At 68.5% G+C, this 19,202-nt stretch carries 16 protein-coding genes and 1 pseudogene; 10 read left to right on the top strand and 7 right to left on the bottom strand.

All coding sequences use genetic code 11. The annotated features are described in order from the left end of the window. Positions 1-153: 153 nt before the first annotated feature. From BLR75_RS00755 to BLR75_RS00730, 6 genes and pseudogenes are all read right to left on the bottom strand, one after another. On the bottom strand, positions 154-984 hold the full coding sequence (locus BLR75_RS00755) for an SDR family NAD(P)-dependent oxidoreductase (RefSeq protein WP_084310489.1): 831 nt from the start codon (positions 982-984) through the stop codon (positions 154-156). A gap of 34 nt (positions 985-1,018) precedes the next feature. Then, complete coding sequence (locus tag BLR75_RS00750) at positions 1,019-1,438, bottom strand: MaoC family dehydratase (protein ID WP_084310490.1); 420 nt, start codon at positions 1,436-1,438, stop codon at positions 1,019-1,021. Positions 1,439-1,448: 10 nt separating this feature from the next. After that, complete coding sequence (locus tag BLR75_RS00745; RefSeq protein ID WP_084310491.1) at positions 1,449-1,886, bottom strand: MaoC family dehydratase N-terminal domain-containing protein; 438 nt, start codon at positions 1,884-1,886, stop codon at positions 1,449-1,451. A gap of 61 nt (positions 1,887-1,947) precedes the next feature. After that, positions 1,948-3,135, bottom strand: a complete 1,188-nt coding sequence (locus BLR75_RS00740) for a lipid-transfer protein (protein WP_090415970.1) — start codon at positions 3,133-3,135, stop codon at positions 1,948-1,950. Between the two features lie 88 nt (positions 3,136-3,223). Continuing rightward, positions 3,224-3,614 (bottom strand): annotated as a pseudogene (locus BLR75_RS00735) (DUF1329 domain-containing protein); the annotation flags it as partial. Between the two features lie 324 nt (positions 3,615-3,938). After that, positions 3,939-6,701 carry a winged helix-turn-helix domain-containing protein gene (locus BLR75_RS00730; protein WP_245726084.1) on the bottom strand — a complete coding sequence of 921 codons (2,763 nt, stop codon included), beginning with the start codon at positions 6,699-6,701 and terminating at the stop codon, positions 3,939-3,941. Between the two features lie 212 nt (positions 6,702-6,913). Here BLR75_RS00730 and BLR75_RS00725 point away from each other — a divergent pair, with 212 nt between their 5' ends. From BLR75_RS00725 to BLR75_RS00680, 10 genes are all read left to right on the top strand, one after another. Then, on the top strand, positions 6,914-8,047 hold the full coding sequence (locus BLR75_RS00725; protein WP_084313158.1) for a CaiB/BaiF CoA transferase family protein: 1,134 nt from the start codon (positions 6,914-6,916) through the stop codon (positions 8,045-8,047). Between the two features lie 47 nt (positions 8,048-8,094). Next, positions 8,095-8,844, top strand: a complete 750-nt coding sequence (locus BLR75_RS00720) for an SDR family oxidoreductase (RefSeq protein WP_084313157.1) — start codon at positions 8,095-8,097, stop codon at positions 8,842-8,844. Between the two features lie 109 nt (positions 8,845-8,953). Next, complete coding sequence (locus tag BLR75_RS00715) at positions 8,954-9,730, top strand: SDR family NAD(P)-dependent oxidoreductase (protein WP_084313156.1); 777 nt, start codon at positions 8,954-8,956, stop codon at positions 9,728-9,730. Between the two features lie 141 nt (positions 9,731-9,871). Further along, positions 9,872-12,538 carry a winged helix-turn-helix domain-containing protein gene (locus BLR75_RS27150; protein WP_084313155.1) on the top strand — a complete coding sequence of 889 codons (2,667 nt, stop codon included), beginning with the start codon at positions 9,872-9,874 and terminating at the stop codon, positions 12,536-12,538. Between the two features lie 205 nt (positions 12,539-12,743). Continuing rightward, a complete protein-coding gene (locus tag BLR75_RS00705) occupies positions 12,744-13,502 on the top strand; it encodes an SDR family NAD(P)-dependent oxidoreductase (protein WP_084313154.1) in 759 nt (252 codons plus the stop codon). Between the two features lie 25 nt (positions 13,503-13,527). Continuing rightward, complete coding sequence (locus BLR75_RS00700; RefSeq protein ID WP_084313153.1) at positions 13,528-14,301, top strand: enoyl-CoA hydratase/isomerase family protein; 774 nt, start codon at positions 13,528-13,530, stop codon at positions 14,299-14,301. A gap of 66 nt (positions 14,302-14,367) precedes the next feature. Next, positions 14,368-15,516, top strand: a complete 1,149-nt coding sequence (locus BLR75_RS00695; protein WP_084313152.1) for an acyl-CoA dehydrogenase family protein — start codon at positions 14,368-14,370, stop codon at positions 15,514-15,516. A 73-nt stretch (positions 15,517-15,589) separates the two neighbouring features. Next, positions 15,590-16,996 carry a DUF1254 domain-containing protein gene (locus BLR75_RS00690; protein ID WP_217633557.1) on the top strand — a complete coding sequence of 469 codons (1,407 nt, stop codon included), beginning with the start codon at positions 15,590-15,592 and terminating at the stop codon, positions 16,994-16,996. A 159-nt stretch (positions 16,997-17,155) separates the two neighbouring features. Beyond that, positions 17,156-17,962 (top strand): enoyl-CoA hydratase/isomerase family protein, encoded by an 807-nt coding sequence (locus BLR75_RS00685; protein WP_084313150.1) that lies wholly within the window; start codon positions 17,156-17,158, stop codon positions 17,960-17,962. Between the two features lie 146 nt (positions 17,963-18,108). Next, complete coding sequence (locus BLR75_RS00680; RefSeq protein WP_084313149.1) at positions 18,109-18,738, top strand: COG3904 family protein; 630 nt, start codon at positions 18,109-18,111, stop codon at positions 18,736-18,738. Here BLR75_RS00680 and BLR75_RS00675 read toward each other — a convergent pair. Continuing rightward, positions 18,717-19,100, bottom strand: a complete 384-nt coding sequence (locus BLR75_RS00675) for a VOC family protein (RefSeq protein ID WP_084313148.1) — start codon at positions 19,098-19,100, stop codon at positions 18,717-18,719. The two genes, BLR75_RS00680 and BLR75_RS00675, sit on opposite strands and share 22 nt — an antisense overlap. Between the last annotated feature and the right edge of the window lie 102 nt (positions 19,101-19,202).

Here is a 19,202-nt window from a genome sequence, read left to right as displayed (position 1 = left end):
GAGCGGGCCATGCCCGCGACCGTATGAGGAGTCGCGGGCATGGCCGCTTTTGCACGGTTTATTGGATTCCCGCGTCGCGGGAAAGACGAATTGAGGCGGATCCTCGAAGCCCCCGTCATCCCCGCGAACGCGGGGAACCAATAAAAGAGCGCCTTACAGGCTGCCGTTGCCGCCGCCGCAGACGATGGTCTGAGCGGAAACATAGTCGGATTCCGGCAGGCAGAGCATGACCACGGAACCGGCGGCTTCCTTCGGAGTGCCCGGACGGCCCAGCGGGATGGTCATGCTGGCGGCGTCGATCAGCGACTGCTGCACGCCGACCTTGATCTCGCGGCCCTCGATGTTCACGGTCTTGCTGTCGGTGCCGGCCAGGGCTTCGGTCAGGCGGGTCTGGATGAAGCCGAAGGCGACGGCGTTGACGCAGACCTTCATGCGGCCCCACTCCTTCGCCAGGGTCTTGGTCATGCCCAGGATGCCGGCCTTGGCCGAGGAGTAGTTGGTCTGGCCGGCATTGCCGCCAGCAGCGACGGAGGAAATGTTCACCACCTTGCGGATGACTTCCTTGCCCTCGGCCTTCTCGGCCTTGGCAGCGGCGCTGATGATCGGCTGGGCGGCGCGCAGGATGCGGAACGGAGCGGTCAGGTGGCAGTCGATGATGGCGTACCACTGCTCGTCCGACATCTTCTGGATGACGTTGTCCCAGGTGTAGCCGGCGTTGTTGACGATGATGTCGATGCCGCCGAAGTTCTGCACGGCGGTCTGCACGAAACGATCGGCGAAGTCGACAGCGGTCACGCTGCCCACGCAGGCCACGGCTTCACCGCCGGCGGCGCGGATCTCGGCAACCACTTCCTCGGCCGGAGCGGCGTCCAGGTCGTTGATGACCACTTTGGCGCCGTAGCCGGCCAGTTGCAGGGCTACTTCACGACCGATGCCACGGCCGGAGCCGGTTACCAGGGCGACTTTACCTTCGAGCTTTTTCATTCATCTGTTCCTGTTCAGGCAGGTTAAAGGGATATCAGGCCAGGGCGACCACGGCTTCGCCGACGAGCTTCTCCTCGCCGTACTGGTTGCCGCAGCGGATGGCGACACGAACGCGCTTCTCGCCGTCCGCTTCGAACTTCTCGGTGATGGTGCCGGTGCAGGTCGGCACGTGGCCGAGCTGGGTGATGCCGGTGAAACGCACCGAGTAGCTGCGCAGCTGCGACTGCGGCACCCACCTGGTCAGCAGGCGGCCGAGGTAGGCGGCGGAGAGCATGCCGTGGGCGAACACGTCGGGCATGCGCGCCTTGCGGGCGAAGTCGATGTCGATGTGGATCGGGTTGTGGTCACCCGAGGCGCCGCAGTACAGGGCCAGGGTGGTGCGGTTGATCGGGTCCAGCTTCAGCAGCGGGATCTCGTCGCCAACCTGGACATCGGAAAATTGAACGTTGCTCATCGAGGGCTCCTCAGCGCTGCACGAGGGACGAACGGATGTCGGCGATGTGCTCGCCATCCTGGTTGGTGACGCGGGTCTCGCTGACCACGAACTGCAGGCGGCCGCCGGCCTTCTCGTAGACGTCGGCGACCCTGGTCTCGAAGGTCAGGGTGTCGCCGGCCACGGCGGGCTTGTGGTACACGAAGCCCTGCTCGGCGTGGAGGATGCGGCCCAGGTCGAATTCGTAGATCTTCAGCTGCGCTTCCAGGTCGCGGCCTTCGCCGGACAGGCACATCAGGAAGGTCGGCGGAACCGGCAGGCTCTTGTAGCCTGCAGCCCTGGCGGCGGCTTCGTCGGTGTAGACCGGGTCGGTTTCGCCAATGGCCTTGGCGAAGAAACGCAGGCGACCTTTCTCCACGTCGGCGGTGGTTACGCCGAGGGAACGGCCGATCAGACTCTTGTCTGCCATTTCACTTCTCTCCTTTCAGGATTCTTCACGGCGCGCACCCGAGGGTGCGCGCGCAAGGGGTTCAGCCGCGGCCGTACAGGGTGACGACGCAGGCGCCGCCGAGGCCGAGGTTGTGCTGCAGCGCGAGGTTCACGCCTTCCACCTGGGTGGCTTCGGCGCTGCCGCGGATCTGGCGGGTCAGCTCGTAGCACTGCGCCAGGCCGGTGGCGCCCAGCGGATGGCCCTTGGAGAGCAGGCCGCCGGACGGGTTGGTGACGACCTGGCCGCCGTAGGTGTTGTCTCCGTCGAGGACGAACTTCTCGGCACCGCCCACCGGGCACAGGCCCAGGGATTCATAGGTCAGCAGTTCGTTGTGGGCGAAGCAGTCGTGCATCTCGGCGACGCGGATGTCGCGCGGATCGACGCCGGCCTTCTCGTAGACTTCCTTGCCGGCGCGCAGGGCCATGTCGAAGCCGACCACTTCGATCATCGAACGGGCTTCGTGGGCGAGCGGGCTGTCGGTGGCCATGGACTGGGCCAGGATCACCACGTCGGTGCGCAGGCCGTGCTTCCTGGCGAAGGCTTCGGAGCAGATGATCGCGGCAGCCGCGCCGCAGGTCGGCGGGCAGGCCATCAGGCGGGTCATCACGCCCGGCCAGATCACCTGGTCGTTCATCACGTCCTCGGTGGTGACGACCTTGCGGAACATCGCCAGCGGGTTGTTGGCGGCGTGGCGGCTGGCCTTGGCGCGGATCGCGGCGAAGGTGGACATCCGGGTGCCGTACTTCTGCATGTGCTCGCGGCCGGCGCCACCGAACATGTGCAGGGCCATCGGCAGGCCCTGCACGTCACTGGCGATCTCGTCGGTGATGCTGACGAACTTGTTCATGGCCGCCGGACGGTCGTCCCAGTGGCTCTTCAGCGCGCCCGGCTGCATCTGCTCGAAGCCCAGGGCGATGGCGCACTCGACGGCGCCGCTTTCGACGGCCTGGCGCGCCAGGAACAGGGCGCTGGAGCCGGTGGAGCAGTTGTTGTTGACGTTGAGGACCGGGATGCCGCTCATGCCGACTTCGTACAGAGCAGCCTGGCCGCAGGTGGAGTCACCGTAGACGTAACCGACATAGGCCTGCTCGACCAGCTTGTAGTCCAGGCCGGCGTCCTTCAGCGCCAGGCGGGTGGCTTCGGCGCCCATCTCGATGTAGGTGCCGCTGGTGCCCGGCTTGACGAAGGGGATCATGCCGACACCGGCAACGTAGGGTTTCTGCGACATCTTGTTCTCCATGCTTGGTTGACTGTTACTCGGAGCGAATATGGAACGATAGTGCCAATAAAGAGGCATTCCAGGTTCGCTCGTTTGGTTATCGAATGCCTGCGTTGCGCAGGGCAGCCGGGGTGAATTCCTGAACGCTCGGCTGGTAGTCGAAGTTTTGGCCGGACCTGGATTCGTTGACCATACCAAGAAGGGCGTAACGTCCCGCGATCAGGTCATAAAGCCCCTGAACGGCGAAGAAGTGCCGCCACCGTGCCTTCCACGACCCACACGCGATGCAGCTCGTAGCGGGTCAGGTCCTGGTCGATATGACCGGGCTTGAGGATGTCGGCGTACTTCAGCTTCGGCGACGACAGGGCGTAGCTGTTGCAGGGGATGTACATCTCCCGCTTGCCCGGCAGCTTCCAGTCGTAGCGATCGGGAGCGCCGTTGAACATGTCGGAGTTGTCGGCGGGGCGCATGCCGTCGAGGGCCTGTCCAACCCGGAAATCAGCGAGCGGCTGTACATCTCGACCAACACGGTCAAGGCGCATACCAAGAACATCAACAGCAAGCTCGGCGTGGTGCGGCGCACCCAGGCGATCGTCCGCGCGCGGGCGCCCGGCGTGCTGGCCTGACGGCCGGTCGCGGGCATGGCCCGCTCCTACGGGACGTTCGGCGTTTCCCATGGTTCCCACGCTCCCGCGTGGGAACCCATTCCGGGACGCTCCTGCGTCCCTTTCGACGCGGGAGCGTCGAGAGCGGCATTCCCACGCAGGAGCGTGGGAACGATCACCCGCTATACCGGCGCGCAGCGCCACCCGTCAGTCGAGCAACCCGCGCGCCCGGGCGATGGCCAGGGACTCGTTGCGGCTGTGGGCGCCGAGCTTCACGCTGATGTTGCGGATATGCGTCTTCACGGTGTTCTCCGAAACGAACATCGTCCGGGCGATCTCCGGTATCAGCTGCCCGTCGGCCAGGGCGCGGATGATCTGCAGCTCGCGGCGCGTCAGGGTTTCGCGGGTATCGTCGGCGGTCGCGTCCTGCGGCGCCGGATCGGCCTGCCGACCCAGGCGCTTCAGCAGATCGGCGAGGAACGCCGGCACTATTCCGAGGCTGCTGCTGCGCGGCTGGTGCAGCACCGCCCAGCGCCGCAGCAGGTCCGCCAGGCGCGGTCCCTCTTCGAGGAAGGTGCGCAGGAAGCCTTCATGGCTGGCGAGACGCAGCGCCTCGGTCAGCACGGCGAAGGCTTCCTCCTTTCGCCCCAGGCCATCCACCGCCATGGCATGGAGCAGCCGCAACTTGAGCCCCCGTCGCACCAGCCCACGCGCCTCGGCGTCGGCCAGGGCGTCGCGCAGGCCCTCGGCGGCGGCGGCGAACTGCCCCTGGGCGATGCGCAGGCGCATGCGCGCGACGACGGGATAGTCCACGTCGTTGGGGTACATGAACACGCCCGGCCGGTCCCATCCGCTGTGCCTGTCGACCTGGCGCATCGCCTGCGCCGCCGCGTCGAGCCGGCCCTCGAGAATGGCCTGGCGCACGCGCTCCATCCAGACCGAACACAGGCTGCGGGAAGAGTCGGTCTCGTTGCCGATCGTCTCGAGGTCGTGCAGGTAACGCAGCGTGGCGGCCTTGTCGCCGTCCAGCCAGGCCATGCGCGCGAGCAGCACATGACTGCTGATCAGCGCATCCGGCACGCCGACGTCCATGGTGAAGGTCAGCGTCTCGCCGAGCAGCCGCTGTGCGCGGTCCAGCTCGTCGAGTTCGTAGAGCACCACGGCATGCAGCATGTCCAGCGACAACTGGGGACGCGTGTACCTGTCGCCGGATTGCTGGGCCACCGCCTGCAGCCGCGCCTGCGCGTTGGCCAGCCGCCCCTGGGCCAGGTCGAGAATGCATTCGACGCTGGCGGCCACGTTGCGCATGAAGTTCGCACCGTATTGCGAAACATGCGGCAGCACCCGCAGCAGTAATCGCCGCGCCTCTTCGTGACGGCCCAGCGCCAGCAGGACGAAGGCCAGGGTGTTGGCGACCAGGCCGTAGTGGAAGTAATCCTCCGTGGACAGCCGCTCCAGCAGCGTACTGCCGACTTCGCAGGCTTCGTCCATGCGGTCGCTGAGCGCCAGGAGCACGAAGTTGATGCTGTCGCTTTCCAGCCCCTCCCCGCCCTCCTCGATCAGCCGGCGGGCCTCCGCGAAGCGCCGGCCGAGGATCAGCGCCCAGCCGTACACCAGCCGCAGGCGCGGCCGACGGATCAGCGTCGTCATCGGTACCTGGCCGAGCCAGCGCACCAGCAGGCGCGAACGGGCGTCGCGCACCAGCGTGTCGAGCTGGCCGCCGAGGTGCCTGACCGCCTCCTCGACGTCGCCGGCGCCGAACAGGTGATCGATGGCCGGAATCGGCTCGTTCGCCTCGAAGTACCAGCGGGCCGCCGCCCGGTGCAGCTCCCGCGCCGCCCCCGGAGTCTGCCGCTCCAGGGCCTCGACGAGGAAGGCGGCGAACAGGCTGTGGTAGCGGAACCAGCGCTGGCCATCGTCCACGGGGAAGAGGAACAGGTGGGTGCGCAGCAGGTGATCGATCATTTCCTGGCTGTCGCCGCGCCCGGTCAGGGCATCGCAGAGCGGCGCGCAGAAGCGGCCGAGCACGCTGGTCTGCAGCAGGAAGCGGCGGCACTCCTCGCTCTGGCGGGCGACGACCTGCTCGGCGAGATAGGCGCCGAGATCGAGGTTCGAGCCGGAGAAGGAGGCGATGAAGGCGGCCGGCTCCTCGCAGCCGCGCAGCGAAATCGCCGCCATCTGCAGCGCGGTGATCCAGCCCTCGGTGCAGCGATGCAGTTCGGCGACGTCATCGTCGCCCAGGGCGAGCCGATGGTGGACGCGCAGGAAAGCGGCGGTCTCCTCCGGGCTGAAGCGCAACGCATTGGGGTTCACCTCGAGCAGCTGTCCACGCACCCGCAGCCGGCCGAGCCCGAGTTCCGGCACGGTGCGCGAGGCGATCGCCAGGCATCCCCCCGGCGGCAGCACGCCCAGCACCTGCTGGACGAAGCTGATCACCGAAGGGTTCTGCAGCACTTCGAAATCGTCCAGCAGGATGGTCAGCGGCTGCTGCCGGGCGGCGATGGACTCCAGCAACGTGTAGGCCGACTCGGGCCCGCCGGCCAGGGATTCGCTGCCGTCCTCCCCGCCATCCGGCGTCCGCAGCAGCCCATCGAGGCGGGAAAGAAAGCGCGACAGGTCGTTGTCGCCGCTGTCCAGCGCCAGCCATGCCGTCTGCCGGCCGAGGATGCGGCAATGCTCGCGGTACTGCCGCAACAGCGTCGACTTGCCGAAGCCGGCGGCGGCATGAACCAGGATCAGGCGCGCCGAACCGGCCTTGCCCATCTGCTCGACCAGCACCTGGCGCACCAGGCCGTGCGTCGCGCCGGCCGCCCCCTGCCGGTCGGCCTGGGCATCGCGCGCGGCGGCTTCGGGGGACGAGGTGGGAGGCATCGGGTACTCGCGCTTGGGCATGCAAATCTCCAGCAGACCGGTCACCCCCGTCGCACCGGCACGGCCATTCGCCGCCAGGTGGCCGAGGATCGAGGGCATGCATTCTGCCACACCCGGGCTGCGGGAACGGCTGCCGCTGACAGACCTGGCCTACGCTGCAGTTCATATTTTCGGACGATTGTTCCAGAGGCCTGCCTGGGTCACCTTTGCCTCCGAACTTTTCAATCGCGCCACCGGAACTGGCCGGTGCGCAGGCATGCGCCGGACCGCCCGGCGAGCCCAAGCGTTTTCCCGCAAGAGAGAGACAACCGATGGCAGGCCCCCTGGCAGGTGTGAAAATTGTCGAAATGAACGCGATCGGTCCGGCGCCGGTGGCGACCATGATCCTCGCGGACATGGGCGCGGAAGTCATCCGCATCGACCGCATGGCGGCCGGCTTCTTCGACGGCGACGGCAGCCTGCTCGGCCGCGGCCGCCGCAGCATCGCCATCGACCCGCGGAAGCCCGGCGCCAGCGAGGTCCTGCTCAAGCTGATCGACGGGGCCGACGTGCTGATCGAGGGCTTCCGTCCCGGCGTCATGGAGCGCCTCGGTCTCGGCCCGGACGTATGCCTGGCGCGCAATCCGAAGCTGGTCTACGGCCGCATGACCGGCTGGGGCCAGAGCGGCCCGCTGGCGCCGACCGCCGGCCATGACCTCAACTACATCTCGCTGTCCGGCGTGGTCAACGCCATGGGCCACCCTGACCGCGCACCGACCCCGCCGCTGCACATGGTCGGCGACATGGGCAGCGGCGCCATGTTCCTGGTCACCGGCGTGCTCGCTGCGCTGTTCGAGGCGCAGAAGTCCGGCAAGGGCCAGGTGGTGGACGCGGCGATCTGCGACGGCGCCACCCTGCTCGCCAGCATGTACTACGAGATGCGCCACAAGGGCCGGTGGAACGACCAGCGCGGCAGCAACATGCTCGACGGCGGTACGCCGTTCTACGGCTGCTTCACCTGCGCCGACGGCAAGTTCATCTCCATCGGCCCGCTGGAACCGCAGTTCTACCAGGACCTGATCCAGCGTTGCGGCGTCGCCGACGATCCGGCCTTCAAGGCCCAGTACGCGGTCCGGGAATGGCCGGCGATGCGCGCCAGGCTGGAGCAGCTGTTCCTCAGCCGCACCCGCGCCGAGTGGTGCGAACTGCTGGAAGGCACAGACGCCTGCTTCGCGCCGGTACTGGATTTCAGCGAGGCGCCGAACCATCCGCACAACCAGGCCCGCGACATGTTCTTCGAAAGCGAAGGCGTGCTGATGCCGTCGCCGGCACCGCGCTTCTCGCGGACGCCGTCCGAGCCCGGCCAGGTGGTGCGCAATGGCACCAACACCCTGGAAGTCCTGCAGGAACTCGGCCTCGCCGAGGCGGACATCGACACCCTGCGCGCCAGCGGCGCCATCGCCTGAACCACAACGGACTGCGGGCCCGTGCGGGTCCGCCATCGAGGAAAAGCATGAGCATGAAATTCTCCGGCCAGGTCGCCCTGGTCACCGGCGCCGCCGGCGGCATCGGCCGCGCCGTGGCCCTCGCCTTCGCCGCCGAGGGCCTGAAGGTGGTGGTCAGCGACGTCGACGGCGACGGCGGCGAAGCCACCGTCGAGATGATCCGCAGCGCGGGCGGCGAAGCCACTTTCGTTCGTTGCAACGTGGTGTCGGGAGACGAGGTGAAGGCACTGGTCGAGCAGACCGTCGCCACCTATGGCCGTCTCGACTATGCGGTGAACAACGCCGGCATCGAAGGCCGGAAGGACCGCCTGCCGACCTTCGAGGAAAGCGAGTTCGACGCCATCATGGACGTCAACGTCAAGGGCGTCTGGCAGTGCCTGAAGCATCAGCTGCCGGTGATGGCGGCCCAGGGCGGCGGCGCCATCGTCAACACCGCGTCGGTGGCCGGCATCCGCGGCGTGAAGAACATGAGCATCTATTCCGCCTCCAAGCACGCCGTGATCGGCCTGAGCAAATCGGCGGCGGTGGAATTCGCCAGGAAGGGCGTGCGCGTCAACGCCGTCTGCCCGGGCCTGATCGAAACCGACATGGGCCTGCGCGTGATCGACGGCGCCGTGGACAAGGCGGCCTACCATCCGGCCGGCCGTCTGGGCCGCCCGCAGGAAATCGCCGACGCGGTGCTCTACCTGTGCAGCGACAACGCCAGCTTCACCATGGGTCACGCCATGGTGGTGGACGGCGCGATCTCCGCAGCCTGACATCCAGCCGACCAGCCCGCGGCGGCAACCCCTTGAGTGTTAACGGCCACAGCGAAGTGGCCGTCTTTTTATCCGCGGTTTACCGCCCGAATTCTCCCGAGGCACCTGCATGAACGCGCAACCGAACTTCTCCCTGGCCGGCAAGACCGTCCTGATCACCGGCGCCTCCAGCGGCATAGGCGCCCACCTGGCGCGCGCCGCCGCCCGCGCCGGCGGCCGCGTGGTACTGGCCGCCCGCCGCACCGAGCGCCTGGCGGAAATCGCCGCGGAGATCCAGGCGGCAGGCGGCGCGGCGATCGGCGTGGCGCTGGACGTCACCGACCGCGCCGCCGTCGAAGCCGCCTTCGATGCCGCCGAAGCGGCCTTCGGCGTGGTCGACGTGGTGCTGAACAACGCCGGCATCGCCAACAGCAAGCGCAGCCTGGACATCAGCGAAGACGACTGGCACGGCATGATCTCCACCAACCTCGACGGCGTCTGGCGCGTCGCCCAGTGCGCCGCGCAGCGCCTGAGCAAGGCCGGCCGCCCGGGCAGCATCATCAACATCTCGTCGATCCTCGGCGTGCGTCCCGGCTTCGGCCAGGCCATGTACGGCGCGGCCAAGGCCGGCGTGGTGCAGCTGACCAGGGTGATGGCGCTGGAGCTGGCGCGCAGCGGCATCCGCGTCAACGCCATCGCCCCCGGCTACTTCCGCACCGAGATGAACGACGCCTACTTCGACAGCGAAAAGGGCCAGGCCTACATCCGCGACGCCGTGCCGATGCGCCGCCTGGGCACCCTGCAGGACCTGGAAGGCCCGTTCCTGCTGCTGGCCAGCGATGCCGGCGCCTTCATCACCGGCACCGTGCTGGAAGTGGACGGCGGGCACCTGGTCGGCAGCCTCTGAGGCCCCGGGAAGGCTGGCGCATCATTCGCCCCACCGGGGATGCTCCTGCCAAAACATCTCGACACGCCTCCAGCGCTTCGATCTTTTGCACAGGGCTAGAATGCCAGGCTCGATCCACTCCCTCCGGACCGGGGCTCCACAGTGACGAACAGCACCGCGCCAACCCCTCCCGCCAGCGCCCGCCTGCGCCGCACCAAGCTGCAGCCGCCGCCCGTCCGCAGCGCGGCGTTGCAGCGCGCCGACCTGCTCGCGCGCATCCGCGAAGGCGCCGCCGCGCGGCTGATCCTGGTGCATGCGCCGGCCGGTTTCGGCAAGTCGACCATCATGCGCCAGGCCTTCGAGACGCTGCCGGCGGCCGGCCGCGCGGTGGCCTGGCTGACCCTGGACGACGCCGACAACGACGCGGCGCGCTTCGTCAGCCACCTGGTCGGCGCCTTGCAGGACATCGCACCGGAGCTGGCGATCAGCGCCCACGAAGTCCCGGGCGCCATCGACCTGGCCGATCAACTGGTGGCGCTGTCGCAACCCTTCACCCTCTTCCTCGACGACTTCGAGGCGCTGCGCAATCCCACGGTGCTCGCCCTGGTGCGGCAGGTCGCCGATGACCTGCCGGCCCACGGCCAGCTGCTGATCGGCTCGCGGCGCCTGCCGGACATCGGCCTCGGACGCTTCCGCGCCCACGGCGAACTGCTGGAGATCAGCGCCGCCGACCTGCGCTTCAGCGCCGCCGAGACCGCCGACTTCCTCCGCCGGCATCGCGGTCTGGCGCTGGACGACGAGCAGCTGCAGCGCCTGCAGCAGCGCACCGAAGGCTGGGTCACGGCGCTCTGGCTGGTGTCCCTGGCGCTGCAGGGCGGCGCCGATGCAGAGCGCTTCATCGAGACCTTCGACGGCACCAATGCGGCGCTCGGCGACTACCTGCTGGAAGACGTGCTGGCGCGCCAGCCGCAGGAACTGCGCGACTTCCTGATCCGCAGCAGCCTGCTCGACGAACTCTGCGCGCCGCTCTGCGATCACGTGCTGCAGCGCGACGACAGCGCGGCGCTGCTGGCCCGCACGGAGCAGGCCCAGCTCTTCCTCATCCCCCAGGACAACGAGCGGCGCTGGTACCGCTACCATCCGCTGTTCCGCGAATTCCTCCGCAACCAGCTGCGCCAGGCCAGCGCCCGCGACCTGCCGGCGCTGCACCGCCGCGCCAGCGACTGGTACGCGGAACAACAGCGGCCGGTGCCGGCCATCGAGCACGCCCTGCGCAGCGGCGATACGGCGCAGACCCTCGCCCTGCTGGAGGCCCATGCCGAAAGCCTGCTCTGGCAGGGACGCACCCGCCTGCTGGCGCGCTGGTTCGAGACGCCGGCGCTGAACGACCGCCTGCTGCAGCACCCGCAGCTGCTGCTGACCCGCGCCTGGGGACTGGGCTTCAGCCCCTACCCGACGCAGGCCATGCAGATGCTCCGCCGCCTGCCCGAGCCCGACACCGGCGCGCCGGGCGATACCGCCCTGCGCGGACAGGCGGAAGCCGTGCAGGCCTTCGTCTGCGCCATGACCGACGACATCCACCAGGCCACGCAACGCTGGCAGCACTGCCTGCAGCTGCTGTCGCCGGAGCAGGCGTTCGCCTATGGCATCCTCGTCGATTCCTACGGCTTCTGCCTGACCGCCGCCAATCGCTTCGACGAGGCACAGGCCTTCCTCGAACGCGGCAGCCGGATTCGCCTGAACAGCGGCAACAGCTTCATCGTCACCATGGCGCAGGGGCTGCTGGCGCTGATCGAGATCGCCCGTGGCCAGTTGCGCAGCGCCGTGGCGCGGCTGCGCAACGCGCTGGCGAGCGACGGGCCGCAGTCCGTGCGCTACCTGTCCGGCAGCGTGCTGGCGGTGACGGTGCTGGCCGAGGCGCTGTACGAACGCGACGAACTGGCCGAGGCCGAGCGCCTGCTCAACCTCTACCTGCCGATGGTGCGCGACAGCGTTTCGCCCGACCATCTCATCGCCAGCTACCTGACTCTTTCGCGCATCGCCCGGCTGGCCGGCGACAGCGAACGGGCCGACCTGCTGCTGGCGGAACTGGAAGGGCTCGGCCACGGCAAGGCGCAGCCACGCCTGGTCGCCAGCGCCCGCCTCGAACACGCACGCATCGCCCTGCTGCAAGGCAGCCTGCAGAACGCCGCGGCGCTGCTCGACAAGGCCGGCGAGGCGCGGGTCTGGGCGCCCTACCAGGGCCTGGCGATGCACTCCAACGATATCGACTCGCCGCTGCTCGGGCGCATCCGCCTGGACCTGCACGGCGGCCGGACGCGGCAGGCCGTCGAGACGGCCCGGCAGGCGCTGGAGGAAGCGCACGACCAGCAGCGCCAGCGCCGCGCGCTGAAGCTGCAGATACTCCTCGGCCAGGCGCTGTGCGCCGGCGGCGAGGAGGCCGAGGGCAGGCGCCACCTGCTCGATGCGCTGCAGTTCGCCGCCAGCGAAGGCTTCGTGCGCACCTTCGCCGACGAGGGACCGGCGCTGCTCGCCGTACTGGCGCAACTGCGCGGCAGCCGTATGCCGGACGCGGCCAAGGCGCTGCTCGAGCGGCTACTGGCCGGCCATGGGGAACCCCCGCTCGCCGAAGGCGTGGAACCCCTGACCGAGAAGGAACTGCGTGTGCTGCGCCTGTCCGCCGAGGGCCTGCGCAACCGCGAGATCGCCGAGCGCCTGTTCGTCAGCGAAACCACCGTGCGCACCCACCTGCGCAACATCAATACCAAGCTCGGCAGCCACAGCCGCACCCACGCGGTGGCTATCGCCCGGCAATGCGGATGGCTCTGACGTAGGGCGGGTGCAACCCGCCGCATCGCATGGGGACGCAGGAGCCTGGGAACGATGAGCGCTCCCCCGTAGGAGCGGGCCATGCCCGCGAACCGCGCCCCCGGCGCGCTCCTGCGTGAACGCCAAATCGTCGTTTCCGACGAGGGTGCAGCGCCCTCGCCTTCTGCATGATCGTCCCCAGACTCCCCTGCTGAAGGCAACGACAATGAACAATCTCGAAGGCAAGGTCGCCATCGTCACCGGTGGCGGCTCCGGCATCGGCCGCGCCACCGCGCTGCTGTTCGCCCGCTCCGGCGCCCGCGTGGTGGTCGCCGATATCTCCCTGGAAAACGCCCGGGCCTGCGCCGCGGAAATCGCCGAGCTGGGCGGCGAGGCGCTGGCGCTGCAGGTCGACGTCAGCAGGGACGCCGACTGCCAGCGCATGGTCGAGCAGACCCTGGAGCGCTTCGGCCAGCTGGACATCGCCTTCAACAACGCCGGCATCGGCGGCTATCCGTTGCTGACCACCGACTACGGCGTGGAGAACTGGCAGCGGGTCATCGACATCAACCTGACCGGCGTCTTCAACTGCATGGTCCACGAACTCAAGGCCATGCGGGAACGCGGCGGCGCCATCGTCAACACTGCCTCGATCATGGGCCTGAAGGGTACCGTCGGCGGTTCCGCCTACTGCGCCGCCAAGCACGGCGTGATCGGCCTGACCAGGGCCGCGGCGCTGGAATCCGGCCGCCACGGCATCCGCATCAACGCCGTCTGCCCGGGCTACATCGAAACCCCGATGACAGTGGGCGACAACAACATCTTCCAGGACAGGAAGCTCATGGCCGACATCAACCGCGCCGCCCTGCGCCGCATGGCCAAGCCCGGAGAGGTGGCCGAGGTGGTCGCCTGGCTCGCCTCGGAGCAGGCCTCCTTCGTCACCGGTTCCGCCTGCACCGTCGACGGCGGCGTCACCGCTGCCTGACCCCATCCGATCACTGGAGCACCCCATGGATTATTCGAAATACCAGGCCATCAGGTTCAGCCAGGAAGGCCGCGTGCTGACCGTCACCCTGAACCAGCCGGAAACCCTCAACGCGACCAGTTCGCTGCTGCACACCGAGCTGTCCCGGGTGTTCGCCGACATCGCCCAGGACAGGAGCGTCGACGCCGTGGTGCTGACCGGCGCCGGCCGCGCCTTCTCCGCCGGCGGCGACCTGTCGTGGTTCCACGGCATGCCGCAGGAAGACCTCGACCGCCTGTTCGTCGAGGCGCGCAAGATCATCATCGACATCCTCGAACTGCCGCAGCCGCTGATCACCGCGGTGAACGGCCTGGCGGTCGGCCTCGGCTGCACCATCGCGCTGTTCGGTGACACGGTGTTCGCCGCCGACAACGCCAAACTGTCCGACCCGCACGTATCCATCGGCGTCACCGCCGGCGACGGCGGCTCGGCGATCTGGCCGCTGCTGGCCGGCCCGGCCCGCGCCAAGCGCTACCTGATGACCGGCGACGTGCTGAGCGCGGCGGAAGCCGAGCGCATCGGCCTGGTCACCGACGTGGTGCCCGCCGACGAACTGGTCGCCCGCGCCCAGGCCTTCGCCCAGCGCCTGGCCGGCGGCTCGCAGATCGCCATCCGCTCGACCAAGGCGTCGGTGAACAAAATCCTGCGCGACACCGTGAACCTGGTGCTGGACTTCTCCCTCGCCGCGGAGAAGGAGTGCTTCACCACCCAGTTCCACAAGGACGCGATCGCCGGCTTCCTGGCCAAGAGCAAGCGCTGAACCACCCTCGCGGGCCGGCCATGGACAGGCCCGCTTCGATGACGAATTTCCTCAGGTGACCGAGACATGAGCCAAACCTACACCTCCCCCTGGATGGACTCCGAACTGGAGGTCTTCCGCGACAACGTGCGGCGCTTCTTCGCCGAGGAAGTCGTGCCGCACCAGGAGCGCTGGTACAAGCAGCACCACGTCGACCGCGAGCTCTGGTACAAGGCCGGCGAGTTGGGCCTGCTGGCGCTGGACATGCCCGAGGAATACGGCGGCAGCGGCGGCAACTTCGCCCACCTGGCGGTGTTCTTCGAGGAGCAGGCGGCGGTCGGCGACTGGGGCTTCGGCGTCCAGGTGCACCACATCGTCTCGCACTACATCCTCAACCACGGCACCGAGGAGCAGAAGCAGAAGTACCTGCCGCGCCTGGCCTCCGGCGAGATGATCGGCGCCATCGCCATGACCGAGCCGGGCGCCGGCTCCGACCTGCAGGGCATCCGCACCCGCGCCGTGCGCGAGGGCGACGAGTACGTGATCGACGGCGCCAAGACCTTCATCTCCAACGGCTCGATGGCCGACCTGGTGGTGGTGGTGACCAGGACCGATCCGAATGCCGGCAGCCGGGGCATGTCGCTGATCATCGTCGAGACCCGCGACGCCCGGGGCTACAGCGTCGGCCGCGTGCTGGAGAAGATCGGCCAGCACAACGCCGACACCAGCGAGCTGTCGTTCCAGGACGTGCGCGTGCCGGTGGCCAACCTGCTCGGCGGCGTGGAAGGCAACGGCATGCGCCAGCTGATGTCGGACCTGGTCTACGAGCGCGTCGGCGTGGCCGTCGGCGCCTGCGCCTCGATCGAGCGCGCGGTACGCCTGACCACCGAGTACGTGAAGGAGCGCAAGGCGTTCGGCAAGCCGCTGCTGGAGCAGCAGAACATCCGCTTCAAGCTGGCCGAGGTCGACACCCAGGCCACCGTCATCCGCGTGTTCGTCGACAACTGCGTGCAGCGCATGCTCGACGGCAGCATGGACACGGTCACCGCGTCGAAGGCCAAGTTCTGGACCACCGAAACCCTCGGCAAGGTGGTGGACGAGTGCCTGCAGATGTTCGGCGGCTACGGCTACATGCTCGAGTACCCGATCGCGCGCATGTACATCGACGCCCGCGTGCAGCGCATCTACGCCGGCACCAGCGAGATCATGAAGGAAATCGTCGCCCGCTCGCTGTGATGCCCCGGGGGGCCGGCGCGGAGCCATCCGCGCCGGCCTTCGCCTTTCTCTTCCAGTTGCTTCGAGAACGACAATGACAAGAACGAAACTCGCACTGGCCCTGGGCCTCGGTCTTTCCCTGCTTGTTCCCACCTACGCCCCTGCGCTGGCCGCCGACGCAAGGACGGCAAGCGCGATGTCCGCCGAGCAGGCCCGCGAAGAGTACGCCTACGCACTGGGCATCCAGGCCTACGCCTGGGGCTATCCGCTGGTCCGCTACGACATGGGCGGGCTGCGCAGCATCAAGGCCGGCGTGGTCAACCTGAACAGCTTCCGCAAGCACACCGAGCTGAAGACCGCCAGGGACCGCACCGTCGTCACGCCCAACAACGTGACCATCGATGCCTATGCGCGCCTCGACCTGCGCAGCGAACCCTTCGTGCTCCACGTACCGCAGCTGCCGGAAAAGCGCTGGTCGCTGATCCAGGTCGGCAACATGCTGGACGAGGTGACGGCCAATATCGGCGGCAACGCCGGCCCGCAGCCGGGCGACTACCTGATCGTCGCACCCGGTTTCCGCGGCGTGGTGCCGGCCGGCATGCAGCTGATCCAGTCGCGCACCAACTTCGCCATCGTCGCCGCGCGCATCAACGCCCCCACCTCGGCCGAGATCCCGCTCGCCGTCGAGGCGCAGAAGGGCTTCCAGCTGATGCCGCTGTCTGCCTACCAGCGCGAGGGCCTTGCCTACAAGGCGCCGAAGGCCGAGCTGCCGGCCGACTACGTCAGCGCCGCGCCGGAGAACGTGCGCTTCTTCGATTATCTCGGCCAGGCCATGCAGAAATTCCTGCCCGCCACCGGCGACCGCGACCAGTCGCTGATCGACAGCTTCGGCACCATCGGCCTGAGCATCGCCCGCGGCTTCGACTGGCGCTCGCTGGACGCGGCCACCCTGCGCGGCCTGGCCCGCGCGGCGCAGGCCGGCGAGCAGATCGTCGCCCAGCGCTGGCAGAACCCCGGCGAAGTCACCAATGGCTGGCGCTACTTCATGCTCGGCGGCCGCGCCGGCTACGACTTCCCGCTGCGCGCGACGCTGACCAGGAACGTGATCGGCGCGCAGAACGCCGAGCAGGTCTACTACCCGAACACCGAAATCGACGACCAGGGCGACCCCCTGAGCGGCAGGCACAGGTACGTGCTGCGCTTCGCCAAAGGCGAGCAGCCGCCGGCGGCGGTGTTCTGGAACCTGTCGCTGTACGGCCCGGACATGTACTTCGTCGAGAACGACTTCCGCCGCTACAGCATCGGCAGCACCACCGACGGCCTGAAGACCGACGCCGACGGCTCGATCACCCTGGTCATCCAGCACGAGCGCCCGGCGGACACCGCCAACTGGCTGCCGGCGCCGGAAGGCCCGTTCAACCTGACCATGCGCTTCTACGGCCCGGAGCCGGCGGTGCTCGACGGCCGCTATCGGTTGCCGGCGGTGCAGCGGGTCAACTGAGTCACCCTCGCTCCATCGCAGGAGGCCAGCCTCTGCGCCGCCGGGAGAGTTGTTCGCGAGCAAGCTCGCTCCTACACGGCAGCGTCGTGCCCCTGTAGGAGCGAGCTTGTTCGCGAACCCGGTGTTGGAGCGGGAAGCTATTTTTCAGGAGTACCCACCTTGAACCCCCAGCCCCCAGTTCTTTACAGCGTCGAAGCTGGCATCGCCCGCCTCGTCCTCAACCGTCCGGACGACGGCAACGCCATCAGCCTGGCCTTCTGCGCCGCCTTCGCCGATGCCGTGGAGCAGATCGCCCGCGCCGATCTGCGCGTGCTGGTGATCTCCGCCAACGGCCCGCGCTTCTGCAGCGGCGGCGACATCGGCGAGTTCGTCGAGAACCGCAAGCGCCTGCCCGAGCACATCGGCGCCATGCTGGAACGGCTCAACCCAGCGATGAAGCAACTGGCGAGCCTGCCGGTGCCGGTGGTCAGCGTGGTGCATGGCAGCGCCGGCGGCGCGGGCATCGCCCTGGCCTGCTGCGCCGACTTCGTCCTCGCCAGCGACAGGGTGCGGGTACGCGGCGGCTATACGGCCATCGGCCTGACCCCGGATATCGGCGCCTCGTACCATGTCGCCCAGCGCATCGGCGCCGCGCGGGCCAAGCGCCTGTTCATCCTCAACGAGACCTTTGACGCCCGGCAGTGCCTGGCGATGGGGCTGTTCGACCAGTTGCACGCGCCGGGGGAACTGGCCGGCGCGGCGGAAGCACTGATCCGCACCCTGGCCTGCGGCGCCACCACCGCCTTCGGGCTGGTCAAGCAGCTGTGCGACGGCGCAGCGGGCCGCGATGTGCAGACCCACCTGGACATCGAAGGCGCGGCATTGCTGGCGAGCACCCGCAGCGCGGATGCGCGCGAGGGGGTGCAGGCGTTCATCGAGAAGCGCGAGCCGCGATTCACCGGCCATCCGCTCTCGCAGGGTGGATAACGCCGCCGGCGTTATCCACCATCAGGCCGGGATCGCCAGTTACCCGCGCCCGGGGCTTTTCTGAGCGACTGCCACTATTCGGCCATGCCTCGCAGAGGCTATCTTCTGCATCTGCCGATGAGATAGGTAGAGGAAGTTTCGCAGTCATGCCCAGTCGCGCATTCCGGGCCGCCCTGATCGCCCTTTCAGCCCTCTGTTCGACCCTTGCCATGGCCAGGGTCGACGTGCGCCCCGCGCAGCACAAGAGCCTCGGCCCGGTGCTGGCGGTGCGCGTTTCCGAGGACATCGCGCCCGGCGACTATGAGGCGCTGATCCGCGGCATCCGCGAGAATCCGGGCAAGTACGAGAAGAAGCTGGTGCTGCTGGACAGCATCGGCGGCAGCGTCGCCGAAGCGATCCGCATGGGCAGGCTGCTGCGGGATTCCGGCTTCGATGCGCTGGTGCCGGCCAACGCAGTGTGCCAGGGCGCCTGCGTCTACCTGCTGGCCGCCGGCAATGCGCGCACGGTGCGCGGGCACGTGGGCCTGCACCGCCCCTACTATCCCGCCGGCGATTCGGCGGCCGCCTCGGCCCACGGCACCAGCCGCTACAGCCCGGCGGCGTATCTGCGCGAGATGGACGTTTCCGCCAGCCTGCTGGAAGACATGAACGGCATCGCCCCGCACGACATGCGCGTGCTGTCGCCCGGGGAACTGGCGCGCTACCGGCTGGTGGCGCTCCCGCGCCGCAGCGCGGGAGCTGGCGAAACGGGGCTTCAGGCGGGCTTGAAGCAGTAGGCGGCGATCTTGTTGCCGTCGAGGTCGCGGAAGTACGCGGCGTAGGCGTTCTCCTTCCAGCTGCGCGGGCCCGGGGCGCCCTCATCCTGGCCGCCGCGCGCGAGAGCGGCGCCATGGGCGGCGTCGATGGAAGCCCGGTCGGGCGCCTCGAAGCTGACCGTGACGCCGTTGCCGACCGTGGCCGGCTGGCCGTTGGCGGGCCTGAGGACGAAGAACGAGGGGGCATCCACGCCCCAGATGGAGCCGTTGTCGCCCAGGTCGGCGAGGCGCTTCAGGCCGAACTTGCCGAGAACGTCATCGTAGAATTCGCGAGCTTGAGGCAGGTTGTTGGTGCCGACTGTTACGTGCGTGAAAACAGCCATTTTGCGCACTCCTTATCGTCTGGAATGAATGGACGCGCTGCCTGCGTTTCGGGCGGCGATCTGTGCGGCAGCGCCACGCGCGTGAAGCGGAGCGGCCGGTGC

This window comes from Pseudomonas jinjuensis (assembly GCF_900103845.1).
Classification (GTDB): domain Bacteria; phylum Pseudomonadota; class Gammaproteobacteria; order Pseudomonadales; family Pseudomonadaceae; genus Pseudomonas; species Pseudomonas jinjuensis.
The sequence above is the reverse complement of the archived record's forward strand: the minus strand, read 5'-3'. Positions and strand labels throughout refer to the sequence as shown.

Coding starts and splice junctions, on each gene's coding strand:
- BLR75_RS00755 (WP_084310489.1), bottom strand. CDS start 984: ATGAAAAAGCTCGAAGGTAAAGTCGCCCTGGTAACCGGCTCCGGCCGT.
- BLR75_RS00745 (WP_084310491.1), bottom strand. CDS start 1,886: ATGGCAGACAAGAGTCTGATCGGCCGTTCCCTCGGCGTAACCACCGCC.
- BLR75_RS00705 (WP_084313154.1), top strand. CDS start 12,744: ATGAACAATCTCGAAGGCAAGGTCGCCATCGTCACCGGTGGCGGCTCC.
- BLR75_RS00680 (WP_084313149.1), top strand. CDS start 18,109: ATGCCCAGTCGCGCATTCCGGGCCGCCCTGATCGCCCTTTCAGCCCTC.
- BLR75_RS00715 (WP_084313156.1), top strand. CDS start 8,954: ATGAACGCGCAACCGAACTTCTCCCTGGCCGGCAAGACCGTCCTGATC.
- BLR75_RS00690 (WP_217633557.1), top strand. CDS start 15,590: ATGACAAGAACGAAACTCGCACTGGCCCTGGGCCTCGGTCTTTCCCTG.
- BLR75_RS00675 (WP_084313148.1), bottom strand. CDS start 19,100: ATGGCTGTTTTCACGCACGTAACAGTCGGCACCAACAACCTGCCTCAA.
- BLR75_RS00725 (WP_084313158.1), top strand. CDS start 6,914: ATGGCAGGCCCCCTGGCAGGTGTGAAAATTGTCGAAATGAACGCGATC.
- BLR75_RS00695 (WP_084313152.1), top strand. CDS start 14,368: ATGAGCCAAACCTACACCTCCCCCTGGATGGACTCCGAACTGGAGGTC.
- BLR75_RS00720 (WP_084313157.1), top strand. CDS start 8,095: ATGAGCATGAAATTCTCCGGCCAGGTCGCCCTGGTCACCGGCGCCGCC.
- BLR75_RS00740 (WP_090415970.1), bottom strand. CDS start 3,135: ATGTCGCAGAAACCCTACGTTGCCGGTGTCGGCATGATCCCCTTCGTC.
- BLR75_RS00750 (WP_084310490.1), bottom strand. CDS start 1,438: ATGAGCAACGTTCAATTTTCCGATGTCCAGGTTGGCGACGAGATCCCG.
- BLR75_RS00700 (WP_084313153.1), top strand. CDS start 13,528: ATGGATTATTCGAAATACCAGGCCATCAGGTTCAGCCAGGAAGGCCGC.
- BLR75_RS00730 (WP_245726084.1), bottom strand. CDS start 6,701: ATGCCCTCGATCCTCGGCCACCTGGCGGCGAATGGCCGTGCCGGTGCG.